This is a genomic window from Actinomadura sp. NPDC049382 (assembly GCF_040677125.1).
Lineage (GTDB): Bacteria > Actinomycetota > Actinomycetes > Streptosporangiales > Streptosporangiaceae > Spirillospora > Spirillospora geliboluensis.
Genome location: NZ_JBFARO010000019.1, coordinates 39,986 through 55,718, shown reverse-complemented (window position 1 = coordinate 55,718; position 15,733 = coordinate 39,986). Strand labels below are relative to the sequence as shown.

Here is a 15,733-nt window from a genome sequence, read left to right as displayed (position 1 = left end):
GGTTCGTTGGGGACTGCGGGGGTCTCACGCGCGGTCGTCGCCCTAGTCGGGCAGCGCCTCCGCGAGCTGCTGGCGGGAGGTGATGGCGAGCTTGGTGAACACCTTGCTCAAGTGGTATTCGACGGTGCGGGGGCTGAGGAAGAGCTGGGCGCCGATCTCCGGGTTCGACAGGCCCGTCCGGGCCAGGCGGGCGATCTGCCCTTCTTGAGGGGTGAGGTTGCCGCCGGCGGAAGCGATGGTGCGTTTGCGGACGGTCTCGCCGGTGGCCTGCAGTTCGCGCTGGGCGCGGCTCGCGAAGGCCGTGGCGCCGAATTCCTGCAGCATCTCGTGGGCGGTGCGCAGGTGCTCGCGCGCGTCGGTGCGGCGTTTCTCGCGGCGCAGCCATTCGCCGTAGACCAGGTGGGTGCGGGCGAGGTAGACGGCGGCGCGGCTGCGTTGGAGGTGTTCGATGGCCTCCTGGTACAGCCGGTCGGCGTCCTCGCCGTCGGAGAGCAGGGCCTTCGACCGGGCGAGCATGCCGAGGGCCAAGTCGGTGCCGCTGGCGGTGGTGCGTTCCATGAGTTGCCGCAGCGCGGTCGCGGCCGCTTCCGGGGCCTTGCTGTAGGCGGCCGCCTCGATCAGTTCGATGAGGGCGAACCCGGTGGCCCCGAGATCGTCATGCCTGCACGCCCGCTCCGCGTAGTCCAGGGCCTCCTGGTAGCGGCCAAGGGCGTTGCGCACCAAGGCGCCCATGTAGAGGCTCTGGCTGACCGCTCGGCCCTCGCCCCAGGTGCTCGCCGATTCGGCGGCGGCGTCCATCTGCGCCGGCGCATCGTCCGCTCCGCGCCAGGCGCGGAGCAGGGTGATGGCGAAGCCGAAGTAGGAGTTGCCGGTCACCTTCAGGATCGCGTCGGACTCCTCCACCAACGTCGCCGCCGCATCGAACTGACCTGCGTAAACGTGGACGGCGGCGCGGTAGGTGAGGGCTTGGGGGAGGAAATGGAGCGCTCCCATCTCGCGTGCGGCTTGGACCGCGTGCTCGGCCAGGTCATGGAGGGTTGCGTCGTCCCACATGTCCGCGGCGACCAGGTAGCTCAGCCAGAGCCAGCGCATGTTGTCGTCGGGGTTGCTTCGGGCTTGCTGCCGGAACGTGTGCAGGACGTTCTTCAACTGCGGTGCTCCTTGGGCGAAGCCGTCGCAGAAGCGTGTCGCCAGCGCGTCGAGCAGCGCGTCGACCGGGCGGGCCGGCAGCGGCCCTTCGGGTGCGGTGCGTGCGGCGTCGGCCACGGTCCGCAGGAGGCCGGGCCGGCCGAGCCTGCCGGCGAAGATCGCCGACCCCATCGCGTCGATGTACGCTTCGCGGGCCTGCCCGGCATCGACGCGGGCCAGCCGCCCGGCCGCCTCCAGCAGCGGCTGCAGAGCCTCACCGCCGCGCTTGCGCGCGAAGATGATCTGGGCGCGCAGCCAGGCCATCCGCCCGCTCTGCAGCTCGGTCAGCCGCCCCCGCTCCGCCGACACCAGCAGCTCCAGCGCCATGTCCGGGGCGCCGGAGTCGAACGCGGCCTGCGCCGCCGCCAAGGCCCGCGCGGTGCGCCGGGCCGGGTCGGGGGTCAGCTCGGTCGCGCGCCGCAGGAACGCCGCCGCCGCCGCGATACCGCCGCGGACCTGGGCACGGTCGGCCAGCCGCTCCAGCTCACCGGCCACCGACTCGTCGGCCTCCAGCGCCGCGTGCGCGCGATGCCAGGCCCGGCGCTCGGGATCGGCCGCCGGATCGGTCGCCTCGGCCAGCGCGCCGTGCGCCGCCCGCCGCTGCGGCGGCGTCGCGGCCGAGTACACCGCCGACCGCACCAGCGGATGCCGGAACCGCAGCCACGTCCCGATCTCCAGCAGCTCCTCGGCCTCCGCCGGCTCCACCGCCGACCCCGGCACCCCCAGCCGCTCGGCCGCCCGCCGGATCAGCACCGGATCCCCGGTCGGCTCGGCCGCCGCGACCAGCAGGAACGACCGCGTCGCGTCCGGCAGCCCTGCCAGCCGCCGCCGGAAACCCTCCTCGATCCGCGCCGGGACGGCCTGGGCCTCCACCAGCCCGAACCCGCCCGCCAGCTGCGCCGGGCTCAGCCCCCGCGGCAGCTCCAGCAGCGCCAGCGGGTTCCCGTTGGTCTCGGCCAGGATCCGGTCCCGGATCCGCTCGTCCAGCGGGAACCGGACCACCGACCCCAGCAGCGCCTGCGCGTCCTGCTTCTCCAGCCCGCGCACCTCCAGATCCACCAGCCCGTGGAACTGGCTGCCCGGCTCACGCGCCGCGAAGATCAACCCCACCGGCTCGGCCAGCAACCGCCGAGCCACGAACGCCAGCACCTGCGCCGACGACTGGTCCAGCCACTGCGCGTCGTCGATCACGCAGAGAAGGGCGCGTTCCTCCGCCGCCTCCGCAAGGAGGGTCAGCACCGCCAGGCCGATGATGAACCGGTCGGGTGTGTCGCCGTTGCGCATGCCGAACGCGACCGCGAGCGCGTCGCGCTGCGGGCCGGGCAGCTTCTCGATCCGGTCCAGCAGCGGCGCGAGCAGGAGATGCAGGCCGGCGAACGCCAGCTCCATCTCCGATTCCGTCCCCACGGTGCGGACCACCCGCATGTCGGCCGCACGCCCCACCGTGTGCCGCAGCAGGGCCGACTTGCCCACACCCGCCTCGCCGCGCAGCACCAGGGCCCGCCCGCGCCCGGACCGGACATCCCCCAACAGGCCATCCAGCTCGGCACGCTCCCAATGCCGATCAAGCAACGGCATGCGCTCAGATAGCGTCTCCATGCCCGTCCATGCTCCCGCCGTTCAGCGCCGATCCGTCGGCGCACCAAGTCAGCAGCCATCGGGCGCTGCGTCTTCCGCCTGACCTCGATCGATGCCCCGCCCGGTAACTCCGTAACTGTAGCGATATGGATGCCCCCCTCTCCCCTCAGAGCGAAGGCGGCGCCGCTCCCGCAGGGGTACCGGACGCGGCTCGTCCTCCTCGGCACCTCCGGAGGGCCCATCTGGTGGGAGGGGGCGGACCGCGTGGGCGTGTCGTCCGCGCTCGTCGTCGGTGACGCCCTCTACCTGGTCGACTGCGGGAACTCGTCCGTCCACAACCTGCGCGGAGCGGGGCTGCTCGGGCCGGGCGAGGGCATGAACGACCTGGGCCACCTGCGCGCCGTGTTAGCCCGCTAATCTCCGGCGCGCAGGTGCCGGGCGAGGTATTGCCCGGTGATGGACGCGGGGTCGCGGGCGATCCGGCCCGGGGTGCCGGTGGCGATGATCTCGCCGCCCTCCTCGCCCCCGCCGGGGCCGAGGTCGATCACGTGGTCGGAGTTGGCGATCAGGTCGAGGTCGTGTTCGATCACGATGACGGTGGCGCCGCGGTCGGCCAGCCGCTGCAGGACGTCCAGGAGGGTGCGCACGTCCAGCGGGTGCAGGCCCACGCTCGGTTCGTCGAGCACGAACACGGCGTCGGTCTGGTCCCGGTGCATCTGGCTCACCAGCTTCAGCCGCTGGGCCTCGCCGCCGGACAGGGCCGGGGTGGCCTCGCCGAGGGTGAGGTAGCCCAGTCCCAGTTCGTCCAGGGCCGCCAGGCGCTTGTGCACCCGCCGCAGGTCGGCGGTGGCGTTGAGGGCTTCGCGGATCGTGCACCCGAGCAGGCCGGGCAGGGAGACGCCGTCGCGCCGGTAGGCGTCCGCGCGGGGCGCGAAGCGGCTACCGCCGCACTCGGGGCAGACGATGTCCACGTCGGGCAGGAACTGGACGTCGAGGGAGATCTCGCCGGTGCCGCCGCAGCGCGGACAGGCCAGTGACCCGGTGTTGTAGGAGAAGTCGGAGGCCGTCAGCCCGTCGCGGCGGGCCTCCGGGGTCGCGGCGTAAGCCTTGCGCAGCTCGTCCATGACGCCCGAATAAGTGGCGACGGTGGAGCGGACGTTGATGCCGATCGGGGTCGCGTCGACCACGTGGGCCTTGATGCCGTCGGGCGCCTCCAGGTCGCGCACATGAGCCGGCAGGGCCGCCGATCTCGACCGTGCCTCCAGGGCCGGGACCAGGCATTCGAGGACGAGCGTGGTCTTGCCCGATCCGGAGACGCCGGTGACGGCGGTCAACCGGCCGAGGGGGAACTCGACCTCCAGCGGGTGGACGGTGTGGACGGCCTCCGTCTTGAGGCGGAGCGCCCCCTGCTCGAACACGGCGGCCGGCTCGGCGCAGGCACGGACGATCACCGGTTCGGCACCGGTGAGGAAGCCGGCGAGCCGCGAGCGGGGCGCGGCGGCGAGCGCGTCCGGGCCGCCCTCGGCGATGACGGTGCCGCCGTCGTCCCCCGAGCCGGGGCCGATCTCGATCAGCCAGTCGGCCTCGCGCAGGATCTGCACGTCGTGGTCGACGAAGACGACCGAGTTGCCGTCGGCCAGCAGGTCGCGCATCACGCCGAGCAGGCCGTCGACGTTGGCGGGGTGCAGGCCGATGGACGGCTCGTCGAGAACGTAGAGGACGCCGGTGGTGCGGTTGCGGACCGCCCGCGCGAGCTGGGCCCGCTGCCGCTCGCCGGTGGACAGCGTCGACCCCGCCCGGTCCAGCGCGAGATATCCCAGGCCGAGCTCGACGAGGCGCCGCCCCATGTCGATCAGGGTGTCGGCCAGCGACCGTCCCATCTCGCGCATGTCGGCGGGGAGCGCCGCCACGACGCCGGGCGCCCACGCCAGCACCTCGTCCAGGGTCATCGCGGTGACCTCGGCCAGGTTCCGCTCACCGATCCGGGGCGCCCGCGCGGCGGGGCTGAGGCGGGTGCCCCGGCAGTCCGGGCAGGTGCCCTCGCGCAGGAAGCGGCTGACCCTGGCCAGCCGCTTGTCGGTGTCGGCGCGCTTCAGCTCCTCGGTCACCGTCAGCCGCGCGTTGCGGAAGGTGAAGTCCAGTTCGTGGACCCCCTTCTTGCTGGTGACGGTGATGTGCTTCTTCTCCTCCGGCCCGTCCAGCACGATCTCCCGCTCGCGGTCGGTCAGCCCGCTCCACGGCACGTCGGTGCGCACGCCGAACTCGCGCGCGATGTCGGGCTGGACGTTGAACCCGAACATCTGCCAGGGGGCGACCGCACCGTCCTCTAGCGTCTTGGACGGGTCCGGGACGAGCGTCGCGTCGTCCACCGTGCGCACCACGCCGATGCCCTGGCAGCGGGGGCAGGCGCCGGTGGAGTTGAACGACAGGTCCTCGGCGCCCGGCGGGTGCACCCGCTCACCGCAGACGGGGCACGTGAACGGCACCTCGGCCGCCACGTCGATCGTCGGCGGGACCCGGTGGCCGTTGGGGCACAGGTGGGAGGCCAGCCGCGAGAACATCAGCCGCAGCACGTTCAGCAGCTCGCTGGAGGTGCCGAACGTGGACCGCACGCCGGGCACTCCGGGCCGCTGCCGCAGCGCCAGCGCGGCGGGGACGTGCTCCACCGAGTCGACCGCCGCCCGCGGCGCCTGGGCCATCCGGCGGCGGGTGTAGGTCGACAGCGCCTCGATGTAGCGGCGGGACCCCTCGGCGTACAGCACGCCCAGCGCCAGCGACGACTTCCCCGACCCGGACACGCCGGCGACCCCGACCATGACGCGCAGCGGAACGTCGACGTCCACGTTCCGCAGGTTGTGCACGCGGGCGCCGCGCACCCTGAGCTGGTCGGGCTGAGTGGACCTCATCGCCGCATGCTCCTCCTGGTCGCTGCCCAGACGAACGACTCCGGATCGGACGCCCATACCCCTCACGCCGACCGGTACCCCTCACGCACCAGGGCGGGCGGTTCGCGATGATCATGTGGGGTCGCGTGACGGACGCCCCTGCCCGGCGCATTCAGCCGGCGGGGCCGAGTGCTCTGTCGATGCGGTCTCGCAGGGAGCGCAGCGCTTGCCTGAGTTCTGCCGGTTCGATCTCCGTCATGTCTGCGTCGAAGGTCAGGAGGAGTCCTGCCAGCCCCGCCCATGACCACGCGCCGAGCGTGAGCCGGCACCGGGAGTCGGTGTCGTGCTCGACCGTCGACCCGCCGGGGGCGAACCTCGCGACGACGGGCGCGGGCAGGGCGATGAGCGCCGAGCCGCGGCACGGCCACTCCGCCGGCGTGTCGCCGCGATCGTGCGTGCTCATGACGAAGGCCGCCGGATCGCCGTGCGGGACGTCGCGCCGCCGGAAGGGCGTCCCCGTGGGCATGCGGAGTTCAAGGCGGTCGACGCGCATCGCACGCCACCGGTCCGCGTCCGGTTCGAACGCGACGAGGTACCAGCGCGCCGCCCATACGACGAGGTCGTGCGGTTCCAGGGTGAGCGTCGCCGTGCCGTCCTCGCCGGTGTAGTCCGCGCGGACGACGTGCCGCCGGTTGATCGCGCCGCCGATGGCGCGGACGGCCTCCGCGTCGATGGGCGCCGCGGGGAACTCCCAGTAGTTGCGCGCCGCGGAGACGGAGAGCGCCTCGGTGTGGACGCGGCTGCGGGCGGGCATCGCCTGCCGCAGCGTGGCGAGGGCGCGGACGGCGTTCTCCCCGATGCCGGACAGGATCGCCGGGACGGTCTGGAGCGCGACGGCCGCCGCGACGGCCTGGTCCTCGTCGAAGACGACCGGCGGCAACCGGGTGGCGCGGCCGAGCCGGTAGCCGCCGCCCGCCCCGCGCACGGCCTCGATCTCGTACCCGAGCTCCCGGAGCGTGTCGATGTCGCGCCGCACGGTCCGCACCGACGTCCCGAGCCTGGCGGCGAGGTCCCCGGCGGTCAGCGTCGCGCCGGTCCCGAAGACCGACAGCAGCTTGAGCGTCCGGGCGGAGGTGGCGGCCATCGCTCGCACTCCTCACGACAAAGCGGTCACTCGGCGGCAACTATAGCGGCGAGGGTCGCCCGCATGACCGCTTCACAGATCCCTCACGAGGGCACGCGCGCGCCCGGCGCCCCGCCGGCGCTCGTCTCCGGCGCGGGCGCGAGCGCGGCGCTCCTGGTGGTGCTCTTCGGCTCGTTCCTGGACCTCCTCGACGGGACGATCGTCACCGTCGCCGCCCCGGCGATCGCCCGCGACCTCGGGGCCGGCGACGCCCAGATCCAGTGGACGATCGCCGCCTACCTCCTCGCCCTGGGCGCGGGCCTGGTCACCGGTGGGCGGCTCGGCGACCGGTACGGCCGCAAGCGCCTGTTCATGATCGGCCTGACCGGGTTCACCGTCACCTCCGCGCTCTGCGCGCTGGCCGCCGGCCCCGGAATGCTCATCGGCACCCGCGCCGCGCAGGGACTGACCGCGGGGGTCATGGTTCCGCAGGTATTCGGGATCATCCGGGCGTCGTTCGCCCCGGGCGAGCGCGCCAAGGCGTTCGGCGCCTACGGGGCGGTCCAGGGCCTCGCGTCCGTCGCGGGCCCGCTGCTCGGCGGGCTGCTCGTCGACGCCGACCTGTTCGGGCTGGGCTGGCGCACCATCTTCTGGATCAACGTGCCCGTCTCGGTCCTGGCGCTCGTCATGGGCGCGAAGGTGCTGCCGGAGTCCCGCTCGGCCTCGACCGCCCGCCTCGACCTGCCGGGCGCGCTGCTCGCGGCCGCGGGCATCCTGCTCCTGCTGCTGCCGATCATCCAGACCGACTCCTGGGGATGGACTCGGACCAGCTATGCCCTGCTCACCGCCGGGATCGTCGTGCTGGCGGTCTTCGTCGTCCATGAGCGACGCCTCGCCGGACGCGGGGGCGAGCCCGTCTTCGATCCGGCCCTGCTCCGGATCCGCGCCTTCGCGGTCGGCCTGTCCGCGTCCCTGCTCTTCTTCGGCGGTATCGGGGCGTTCTTCCTCACCCTGTCGGTCTACCTCCAGGACGGCACCGGCCGGACGGCGTGGGAGACCGGCCTGGTGATCCTGCCCTACGCGCTCGGCTCGATCGTCACCTCCGGGGTCGGCGTCGCGCTCGCCGCCAAGGCCGGGCGGGCCCTGCTGATCGCCGGCTCGCTCACCGTCGCGGCATCGCAGCTCGTCCTGTGGACGGCCGTGAGGGACGGCGGCGACCCCGGATACCCGCTCCTCGCCCTCGCTCTCCTCATCGGCGGCCTCGGGCTCGGTCTCTGCGCCCCGATCCTCGTCAACGTCGTCCTCGCCGGCATCCCCGGGCGCGACGCCGGCGCCGGGGGCGGCGTGCTCTCCACCGTCAACCAGATCGGCGGCGCCGCCGGCATCGCCGCTCTCGGCACGGTCTTCTTCACCACCGCCACCGGTTCGGCGACCGGCGCACCGGGACGGGCCGACTACGCCGACGCGCTCGGCATCGTCCTCGTCATCTCCGCCGTGCTCTACGCCGTGGCGGCACTCGTGATGCTCGCGCTCCCGAAGAACACGGCCGAGCACGGCGACCAGTGACGCGCGCGCGGGCGAACCGCTCCGCTCAACTCGCGTTGGGTTCCCGGGTCGCGGTGGGGTGGTTCGCCCGCATTTCGATGCGGGCTTGGGACGGCCAGTGGACGTCGTGGGCGCAGCCGAGTCTCTCCAGGAGGCGGATCAGGGCCGCGCTGGGGTCGGTCTGGCCTTTGAGGACGCCGTGGCGGGCGCTGGTCGGCTCGATGTGGTGCCAGTTGTGCCAGCCCTCGCCGAACGTCAGCAGCGCCACCCACCGGACGTTCGAAGAGCGGTCGCGGGTGGGGAAGTCCTGGTCGCCGAAGCAGTGCGCGATCGAGTTCACCGACCACGTGACGTGGTGGACGACCGCGTAGCGGACGAGGCCGGCCCAGAAGAGGGCCGTCCAGAAGCCCGCCCACGACCAGGTGATCAGGCCGCCGGCCGCGGCGGGCAGCAGGAAGGACGCGACGGTGATCGCCGGGTAGGCCGCGTCCACCCGGCGGATGTCGCGGTCGGCGAGCAGGTCGGGCACCCAGTGCGCGCGGTTGGACCGCCTGCGGGCGCTGTAGAACCAGCCGACCTGGGCGTGCAGCAGGCCGCGCAGCAGCGCGAAGCCGCTGTCGCCGTAGACCCAGGGCGAGTGCGGGTCGCCGGGCTTGTCGGAGTACTTGTGGTGCCTGCGGTGCTCGGCGGCCCACAGTGAGGGCGGCCCTTCGAGGGCCAGCGCGCCCGCGAGGGCGAACCCCACCCGGACGGGCCGGGGGCACTTGAAGGAGCGGTGGGTCAGCAGGCGGTGGTAGCCGACGCTGATGCCGAAGATGTTGACGGTGTACATCGCCAGGGCGAGCAGGAGGTCGACGGGCCCGACCGCGCGCCCCCAGACGGCCGCCACCGCCGCGACCAGGGCCAGCGGGGGCAGCACGACCAGGACGGCCAGGTAGGCGTGCCGGCGGGTTCCGGAGACCGGGAGCGTCTCCCCCATCGACCGATCCGCCTCCGCCATCCGTTCCTCCCGCCATCCGGTTCAGCCCGCAGGTCGAGGCCCATTGAACTGCGACGACGCGGAGGGCGGCAGTCGCCTGGCAGATAGGCAACCATCACCGAGTGAAGCTACTTAACTACTCAATGTGCCAAATCTCTTGGCGGTGACGGTTTGGACTCTTACTCTCTGGATCCGGCCGGTCACGACTTGGGAGCTGATGCCATGCAGCCAGAGGGGTACCTCGCCGCCTACGACGCCCTCGTCCGGGCCGATCCGGGCGCCGCCCAGGTCCGGCTGGCCGGGTGGTTGCGCACCGACTGGCGGGAGCTGTTCGCCGAGCTGCGCGCGGACCGGCCCGTCCTCGCGGCGCCGGCCTTCACCCTGGTCACCCGGCACGCCGACGTGACCGAGGTGCTGTCGCGGCCGGACGCGTTCCCGGTCAGCGCCTACCGTCCGTCGATGGAGGCCGCGCTCGGCGCCCCGATCATGCTGACCCGCGACGGGACCCCGATGAACTGGCGGGAGAAGGGCCTGATGCAGGTCATGCTCGCGCCCGAGGACGTCCCCTCTGTGCGCGCGCTCGCGGGGAAGCTCGCCGACGAGGCGCTGGACGCGGCCGACGGAGAGCTCGACGCGGTCGGCGGGGTGTTCCGAGGCGTCCCGCTGAAGGTCTGCGCCCGCTACTTCGGCTTCCCGGGGCCGGACGAGGCGACGCTGTCGCGCTGGTCGCGGGCCATCATGACCGACGTGACCGCCAACTTCACCGGCGATCCCGGCGTGCACGCGGCGGCGGTCGCCGCGGGCGCGGAGATGATGGCGTACCTGCGCGGCCTGGTCGCCGAGCGGCGCGCCGCGCCCGACGCCGCGGACGTGCTGGGCCGGCTGGTCCGCACCCGGCTGCCCGCCGAGCTGGGCTTCGACGACGAGCGCGTCGCGGTCAACGTCGCCGGCCTGCTGCTGGGGTTCGTCGAGAACGCCGCCGGGTCCATGACGAACGTGGTGTCGCTGCTGCTCGGCCGGCCCGAGCTGCACGCCGCCGCCGTGGCGGCCGCCGGCGACCCCGCGCGGTTCGACGGCCATGTCTGGGAGGCGCTGCGGTTCGACCCCTTCCTCAAGATGATCGCCCGCTACTGCGTGCGCGACCACGTGCTGCCCAGCGGGGCGACCGTCCCGGCCGGGCGCCTGGTCCTGGCGGCGGTCGCCTCCGCCATGTTCGACGACGACGTCGTGGACGACCCCGCCGCCTTCCGGGCCGACCGGCCCGCGGACGCCTGGCTGCACTTCGGCCACGGCCCGCACGCCTGCCTGGGCGTGCACCCGGGCCGGGTCGTGATCGCCGAGACCCTGCGCCGCGTCCTGCTGAGACCCGGGCTGCGCGCGGGCGGGGAGGTGCGCCGCGACCGGGACGTCTTCCCCGACGGCTTCCCGCTGCGGTTCGACGCTCCGGCGCGGGAGGGGGCGTGACCGTGCGAGAGTCCCACCCGAGCGCCCGCGGCTTCGCCTCCGACGGCGCCCGCAACCGGCTGCGGTTCCTCGCGCTGACCCACGGCCGGCCGCTGTGGCGGCTCGCCGAGTCGTCCACCGCGCTGCGCCGCCGCATCAACGCCGCCGTGATCGACCAGGCGTGCCGGGAGATGCCGCCGCGGCCCGAACCGCTGAGCACGATGGCGCCGTACACGTCCTGGCCGTCGCTGACCGACCGCACCTACAGCGGCCGGCACCTGCCGCCCGTCCCCGACCAGGAGACCGGCCGCCCGACGGTCGAGCAGGCCGCCGACCTGTTCGCCCGCGACGGCGAGATGATCCCCTGCCCCCGCTCCACCGTCCTGTTCGCCTACTTCGCCCAGTGGTTCACCGACGGGTTCCTGCGCGGCGAGTCCGAGGAGCCCCGCGACCCGCGGCGCAGCACGTCCAACCACGAGATCGACCTCAACCCGCTGTACGGGCTGACGGCCGAGGCCACCGACGCCGTGCGCGCCCGCGAGGGCGGGCTGCTCAAGAGCCAGCTGATCAACGGCGGCGAGTTCCCGCCGTACCTCTGCGAGAACGGCAAGATCAAGCCGGAGTTCTGGGCGCTGACGGCGGTCCGGATGGACATGCTGACCGACGCGCAGCGCGACACCCTGTTCGCGACCGGCGGCGACCGCGGCAACGTCCAGGTCGGCTTCACGATGATGACGGTGCTGTTCCTGCGCGAGCACAACCGGGTCGCCCGGGCGCTCGCGGCGGAGAACCCCCGGTGGGACGACGAGCGGCTCTTCCAGACCGCCCGCAACATCGTCATCGTCGAGGTCATCCGGCTGGTCGTCGAGGAGTACATCAACCACATCACGCCGTACCACTTCCGGTTCCTGCTCGACCCCCGCCTCTCCCGGATGCTGCAGCGCGCGCCCTGGCACCGGCAGAACTGGGCCTCGGTCGAGTTCAACCTGGTCTACCGCTGGCACAGCCTCATCCCGTCCAGCCTGGTCGTCGGCGACACCGAACTGCCCACGGCCCGGACGCTGTTCGGCGGGGCCCTGATCCCCGGCCCGGGGCTCGGCAGGCTGTTCGAGGACGCCTCCGAGCAGCGTGCCGGGCGCATCGGCCTGTTCAACACCGACCCGATCCTGCGCGAGGTCGAGATCTCCTCGATCAAGGACGCCCGCACCCTGCAACTGGCGTCCTACAACGACTACCGCGCCCACTGCCGCTTCCCCAGGGCGCGCGGCTTCGCCCAGGTGTCCGGCGACCCGCGCGTGCAGGACGCCCTCGCCGACCGGTACCGGAGCGTGGACGACCTGGAGCTGTACGTCGGCCTGTTCGCCGAGGAGCCCGGATCGCCCGCCGCCGTCCTGCCGCCCCTCCTCACCAAGATCATCGCGATCGACGCGTTCTCGCAGGCGCTCACCAACCCGCTGCTGGCCCCGCGCGTGCTGAACGCCGCGACCTTCACCCCCGCCGGCCTGCGGACGATCGCCGAGACCCGCACGCTCGGCGACGTGGTCGCCCGCAACACCCCCGAGGACCCGCGGCCCCGGTTCGTGAGCATGACGTGGCGAGGAGCGGCGCGATGACCGCCCCCGCCGACGCGGCCCCGGGCGCGCTGCTGCCGGCCGCCGCGCGGGAACTCGCCGAGATCGCGCACACGCTCCGCGAGGCGGCCGTGCACGCCACGGCCGCGCTGTCCGACCCGCAGGTCGCCGCGGCCGTGTGCCGCGCGCCGCGCGAGGGGTGGCGGGCGCAGCGGGCGCTGGCCCGCGCCGTCACCGACCCCGCCGGGCTCGGCTGGGCCCCGGCGGGCGGCGTGCTCGGCGTCCTCGGCGCCAAGCTCGGCGGGTTCGCCGGGACGCCGAGCCTGCCCGTCGCGGTCATGACCACGTCGCTGCGGCTGCGCATCGCCGCGGTCGCCCTCGCCGAGCCCGCGCTCACCGAGGACCCGCTGGTCCGCCGGCTGGTCGAGGCGGCCGGCGAGGGCCGGTCCGGCATGCTCGGGGCACTGCGCGACCTGGTCGCCGACCGCGGCGCGGCGGGCGCGCTGAGCGCGCTGTCCCCCGTCTTCAGCGAGGTCCTCGCGCTGCGCGCGCTGCTCGACCGCAACCCGCTGAACGACCACACCGCCTGGCTCATCGCGACCGGCGCGGGCGCCGCGACCGCCGACCCGCTGACCGGGCTGAGCAACCGCGCCATCGCCCGGCTGGACCGCGGCCGCGGCGCCGCCCTGCGCGCCGAGCCGACCGCGGCGGAGGCCGCCCGGTTCTGCGCGGAGGCGTCCCTGCTCGGCCTGCTCGGCGACCTGATCGCGGTCGGGCCCACCGGCCGCGCACTGCTGCTCACCGTGCGCGGCCCCGACGGCGCCGAACGGTACGTCCTGCTGGCGCCCGGGATGCGGCTCGGCGCACCGGACGGCGCGTCCCCCGCCGACCTGCTCGGCGCGTTCAGCAGCACCGTCCAGGACAGCGGCCCCTACAGCCGCGCCCTCGCCAAGGCCATCGACGACTACCGGATCCCCGCCGGCGCCGACCTCGCCCTGATCGGCCACAGCGCCGGCGGCGCGGCCGTCATGAGCCTGAGCCAGGACGCCGCGCTCAACGCCCGGTACCGGATCACCCACGTCATCGCGATCGGGTCGCCGATCGACTTCAAGACCCCCGCGGACCCGGCGACCTGGGTCGCCAGCGTCACCAACCGGCACGACATCATCCCGAGCCTCGACGGGCAGGGCGCCGGGAACTGCTTCACGGAGGGGCCCGGCCGGTACGTCGTGGACTACACCGACCCGACGCACCTGTTCCCCGCCTGCCACCGGCTTGAGCACTACGCCGCCAACATCGAGCACGACCTCCCCGAGGCGCGCGCGCACATCGAACAGCAGCTCGCGCCCTACAACGGCCCCGTCGTCGATCGCCGGCTCTACGAACTCTACGACGACGCCCGCCGCCCGGAGGGCTTCCCGTTCCTCAGCGTCGCCGCCCGCGCCGAGCCCACTCCCGACGGCCCGGTGGAGGTGCCCGCGCGGACGTCGGACGCGGCGGCGCTCACGGCCTGGTTCGCGGTCGACGCCGCCTCCGCCGCCGCCGTCCTGGAGGAGGGCGGCGCCGTCCCGGTGCGGGCCGGGACGCGGTCGCTGGTGGCGCTGTCCGTCCACGACCACCGGGCGAGCACGCTCGGGCCGCACCAAGAGGTCACCCTCGGGCTAGTCGTCCACGATCCGTGGTGCCCCCGTCCCGTCGGCGTCTGGCTGGACCTGCTGCGCCGCCCGCACCTGCGCGGCGCCGGCCTGTGGACGCTCGCCACCGCGCTGAGCACCCCCGCCGCCGGCGCCGCCCACCGCAACCTGTGGAGCGAGCACGCCGTCACCGCCCCGATCCGCGTCCGCCTGGACGGCCGCGCCGCCGCGCTCACCGTCGGCACCCCGGACGACCGCGTCCTGACCTTCGCGGGGCCGCTCGGCCCGAGCAGCCCGGCGCGCTCCGGCGATCTGGTCGTCTACTCCGCCCTCGCCGGCGCGACGCAGCGCACGCTCGTCCACACCCATGGCCGGGCCCGGCTGCACCCCGCGCCCCGCGCCCGGCTGCACACCGGCGCGGGCGACGACCCCCTGGCCGCCCGGCTGCGCGCCCTCGGCCTCGACGGCGCCCGGCCGATCCTCTGCCTCGCCCACCCGCACCGGATGCTCCGCCGCGACGCGGGCACCCTCGTCTTCCCCGCTTAGGAGGCCGCCTTGCCCGCCCGCCGCTCGGTCGCCGACTCCGCCGCCCTGCTGCGCTCCGACGCCGAGGCCGTCGAACACGCCACGGCCCGCCTCCGCGCCCTGGTCCAGCGCCTCAAGGACGACCCGGCGACACCCCCATGGTTCACCGCCACCGCCGAAGCCCACATAACGGCCGCCACAACCGCCGCCACCGACCTGGCAGCCGCCGCCACCCACCTGAACACCCTGTCCAGATCGACCGCGCGTCCCGTCACTCCGCCTCCGCGCGCCTCGCACACCTGAGCCGGAGAGCACGAGCCCCGACGGCGGCGGTCAGTCGTGGTGGGGGGTGGTGAACTCCTTGATAAGGACGGGGTACTGCTCGGCGCCGTGGCCGGCGGCGATCGCGCGGTCGGCGATCGCCTTGAAGAGTTTCGGCAGTTCGGCCTTGACGCCCGCCGCCTCGCTCTCCTTGATCAGGTGGGTCATCGCCGCCGCGTCGGTCTCCAGGGCCGATACCTCGGCCGGGAAGGAGCCGGCGTCGACCTGTTCGGCGTAGCCGGGGAGCCATCCGGCCACGCCTTCGGCGATCTGCCGCGCGAACGGCGCGTACGTCGCGGCGTCGACGCCGGCCGTCCTGACCAGGGCGGTGCCCTGGAGCCAGGCGTTCAGGACGCTCCACATCATGGCCAGGCCGGCCACGTCGTACAGGGACGCCAGTCCGGGGTCGTCGCCGAGATAGGTCACGGTGCCGAGCACTTCGAGCACCGGCCGGTGCGCCTCGAACTCCGGCTGCGGTCCGCTGTGCAGGATCACGGCTTCGGCCGTCCCGATCGCCGGTGGGACGGCCATGATGGCGCCGTCCAGATATCCGGCACCGCGCTGCGCGGCCCAGTGGGCGGTCTCCCGGGCCTCGGCGGAGTCGCCCGAGGTCAGATTGACCAGTGTCGCGCCGTCCAGTTCGACGCCGTCCGCGTCGAGCGACTCGCGCACGGCTCGGTAATCGGTGAGGCAGATGATCGTCAGGCTCCCCGCTTTGACCGCGTCGCCCACCGTGGGTGCGAGTTGCGCGCCCTCGGCGACCAGTGGGGCGGCCTTGGCCGCCGTACGGTTCCACACCGTGGTGGGATGGCCGGCCTTCAGGAAGGCACTGGCCAGCGCCCGGCCCATGAGCCCGAGTCCGATGATCGTCACACGTGTATCGGTTCTGCTGTCCATGGCAGCATCGTCAACGTTGAGACCGGTGTGAGAGTCAAGTGAGG

11 protein-coding genes are annotated in these 15,733 nt (G+C 73.8%); 6 read left to right on the top strand and 5 right to left on the bottom strand.

The window, feature by feature from the left end:
- Positions 1 to 42: 42 nt before the first annotated feature.
- On the bottom strand, positions 43 to 2,787 hold the full coding sequence (locus AB0K34_RS14835) for an AAA family ATPase (RefSeq protein ID WP_364548758.1): 2,745 nt from the start codon (positions 2,785 to 2,787) through the stop codon (positions 43 to 45).
- 129 nt (positions 2,788 to 2,916) lie between these two features.
- On the opposite strand from AB0K34_RS14835, the gene AB0K34_RS14830 reads away from it, so the two are divergent.
- A complete protein-coding gene (locus AB0K34_RS14830; protein ID WP_364548755.1) occupies positions 2,917 to 3,183 on the top strand; it encodes a hypothetical protein in 267 nt (88 codons plus the stop codon).
- Here the strand turns inward: AB0K34_RS14830 and AB0K34_RS14825 are convergent.
- Together AB0K34_RS14825 and AB0K34_RS14820 are read right to left on the bottom strand one after the other, a co-directional pair.
- A complete protein-coding gene (locus tag AB0K34_RS14825) occupies positions 3,180 to 5,672 on the bottom strand; it encodes an excinuclease ABC subunit UvrA (RefSeq protein ID WP_364548752.1) in 2,493 nt (830 codons plus the stop codon). The two genes, AB0K34_RS14830 and AB0K34_RS14825, sit on opposite strands and share 4 nt — an antisense overlap.
- A 151-nt stretch (positions 5,673 to 5,823) precedes the next feature.
- Positions 5,824 to 6,795 carry a WYL domain-containing protein gene (locus AB0K34_RS14820; RefSeq protein ID WP_364548749.1) on the bottom strand — a complete coding sequence of 324 codons (972 nt, stop codon included), beginning with the start codon at positions 6,793 to 6,795 and terminating at the stop codon, positions 5,824 to 5,826.
- Between the two features lie 63 nt (positions 6,796 to 6,858).
- Between AB0K34_RS14820 and AB0K34_RS14815 the strand changes: the two genes are divergently transcribed.
- Positions 6,859 to 8,340, top strand: coding sequence for an MFS transporter (locus tag AB0K34_RS14815; RefSeq protein WP_364548746.1), 1,482 nt, complete (start codon positions 6,859 to 6,861; stop codon positions 8,338 to 8,340).
- Positions 8,341 to 8,365: 25 nt separating this feature from the next.
- Here the strand turns inward: AB0K34_RS14815 and AB0K34_RS14810 are convergent, their stop codons facing one another.
- Positions 8,366 to 9,319, bottom strand: a complete 954-nt coding sequence (locus tag AB0K34_RS14810; protein WP_138638771.1) for an acyl-CoA desaturase — start codon at positions 9,317 to 9,319, stop codon at positions 8,366 to 8,368.
- A gap of 201 nt (positions 9,320 to 9,520) precedes the next feature.
- On the opposite strand from AB0K34_RS14810, the gene AB0K34_RS14805 reads away from it, so the two are divergent.
- From AB0K34_RS14805 to AB0K34_RS14790, 4 genes are read left to right on the top strand one after another with little or no spacing between them, the layout of a single operon-like run.
- The gene (locus AB0K34_RS14805; protein WP_364548743.1) at positions 9,521 to 10,762 is read left to right on the top strand and encodes a cytochrome P450; all 1,242 of its coding nucleotides are present in this window, start codon (positions 9,521 to 9,523) and stop codon (positions 10,760 to 10,762) included.
- Complete coding sequence (locus tag AB0K34_RS14800; protein WP_364548740.1) at positions 10,759 to 12,354, top strand: peroxidase family protein; 1,596 nt, start codon at positions 10,759 to 10,761, stop codon at positions 12,352 to 12,354. The genes AB0K34_RS14805 and AB0K34_RS14800 overlap by 4 nt, the downstream gene beginning before the upstream one ends.
- Positions 12,351 to 14,492, top strand: a complete 2,142-nt coding sequence (locus tag AB0K34_RS14795) for a hypothetical protein (protein ID WP_364548737.1) — start codon at positions 12,351 to 12,353, stop codon at positions 14,490 to 14,492. Before AB0K34_RS14800 ends, AB0K34_RS14795 begins: the two co-directional genes overlap by 4 nt.
- Positions 14,493 to 14,501: 9 nt before the next feature.
- Complete coding sequence (locus tag AB0K34_RS14790; RefSeq protein ID WP_138638774.1) at positions 14,502 to 14,774, top strand: hypothetical protein; 273 nt, start codon at positions 14,502 to 14,504, stop codon at positions 14,772 to 14,774.
- Between the two features lie 30 nt (positions 14,775 to 14,804).
- Here AB0K34_RS14790 and AB0K34_RS14785 read toward each other — a convergent pair whose 3' ends face one another.
- Entirely contained in the window at positions 14,805 to 15,665 is an 861-nt protein-coding gene (locus AB0K34_RS14785) for an NAD(P)-binding domain-containing protein (RefSeq protein ID WP_364548734.1), read from the bottom strand.
- Positions 15,666 to 15,733 lie beyond the last annotated feature (68 nt).

What these genes read in the sequence shown, in the direction of transcription:
- AB0K34_RS14805 (WP_364548743.1), top strand. Translation starts at nt 9,521, where the DNA reads ATGCAGCCAGAGGGGTACCTCGCCGCCTACGACGCCCTCGTCCGGGCC.
- AB0K34_RS14835 (WP_364548758.1), bottom strand. Translation starts at nt 2,787, where the DNA reads ATGGAGACGCTATCTGAGCGCATGCCGTTGCTTGATCGGCATTGGGAG.
- AB0K34_RS14830 (WP_364548755.1), top strand. Translation starts at nt 2,917, where the DNA reads ATGCCCCCCTCTCCCCTCAGAGCGAAGGCGGCGCCGCTCCCGCAGGGG.
- AB0K34_RS14795 (WP_364548737.1), top strand. Translation starts at nt 12,351, where the DNA reads ATGACCGCCCCCGCCGACGCGGCCCCGGGCGCGCTGCTGCCGGCCGCC.
- AB0K34_RS14825 (WP_364548752.1), bottom strand. Translation starts at nt 5,672, where the DNA reads ATGAGGTCCACTCAGCCCGACCAGCTCAGGGTGCGCGGCGCCCGCGTG.
- AB0K34_RS14820 (WP_364548749.1), bottom strand. Translation starts at nt 6,795, where the DNA reads ATGGCCGCCACCTCCGCCCGGACGCTCAAGCTGCTGTCGGTCTTCGGG.
- AB0K34_RS14815 (WP_364548746.1), top strand. Translation starts at nt 6,859, where the DNA reads ATGACCGCTTCACAGATCCCTCACGAGGGCACGCGCGCGCCCGGCGCC.
- AB0K34_RS14810 (WP_138638771.1), bottom strand. Translation starts at nt 9,319, where the DNA reads ATGGCGGAGGCGGATCGGTCGATGGGGGAGACGCTCCCGGTCTCCGGA.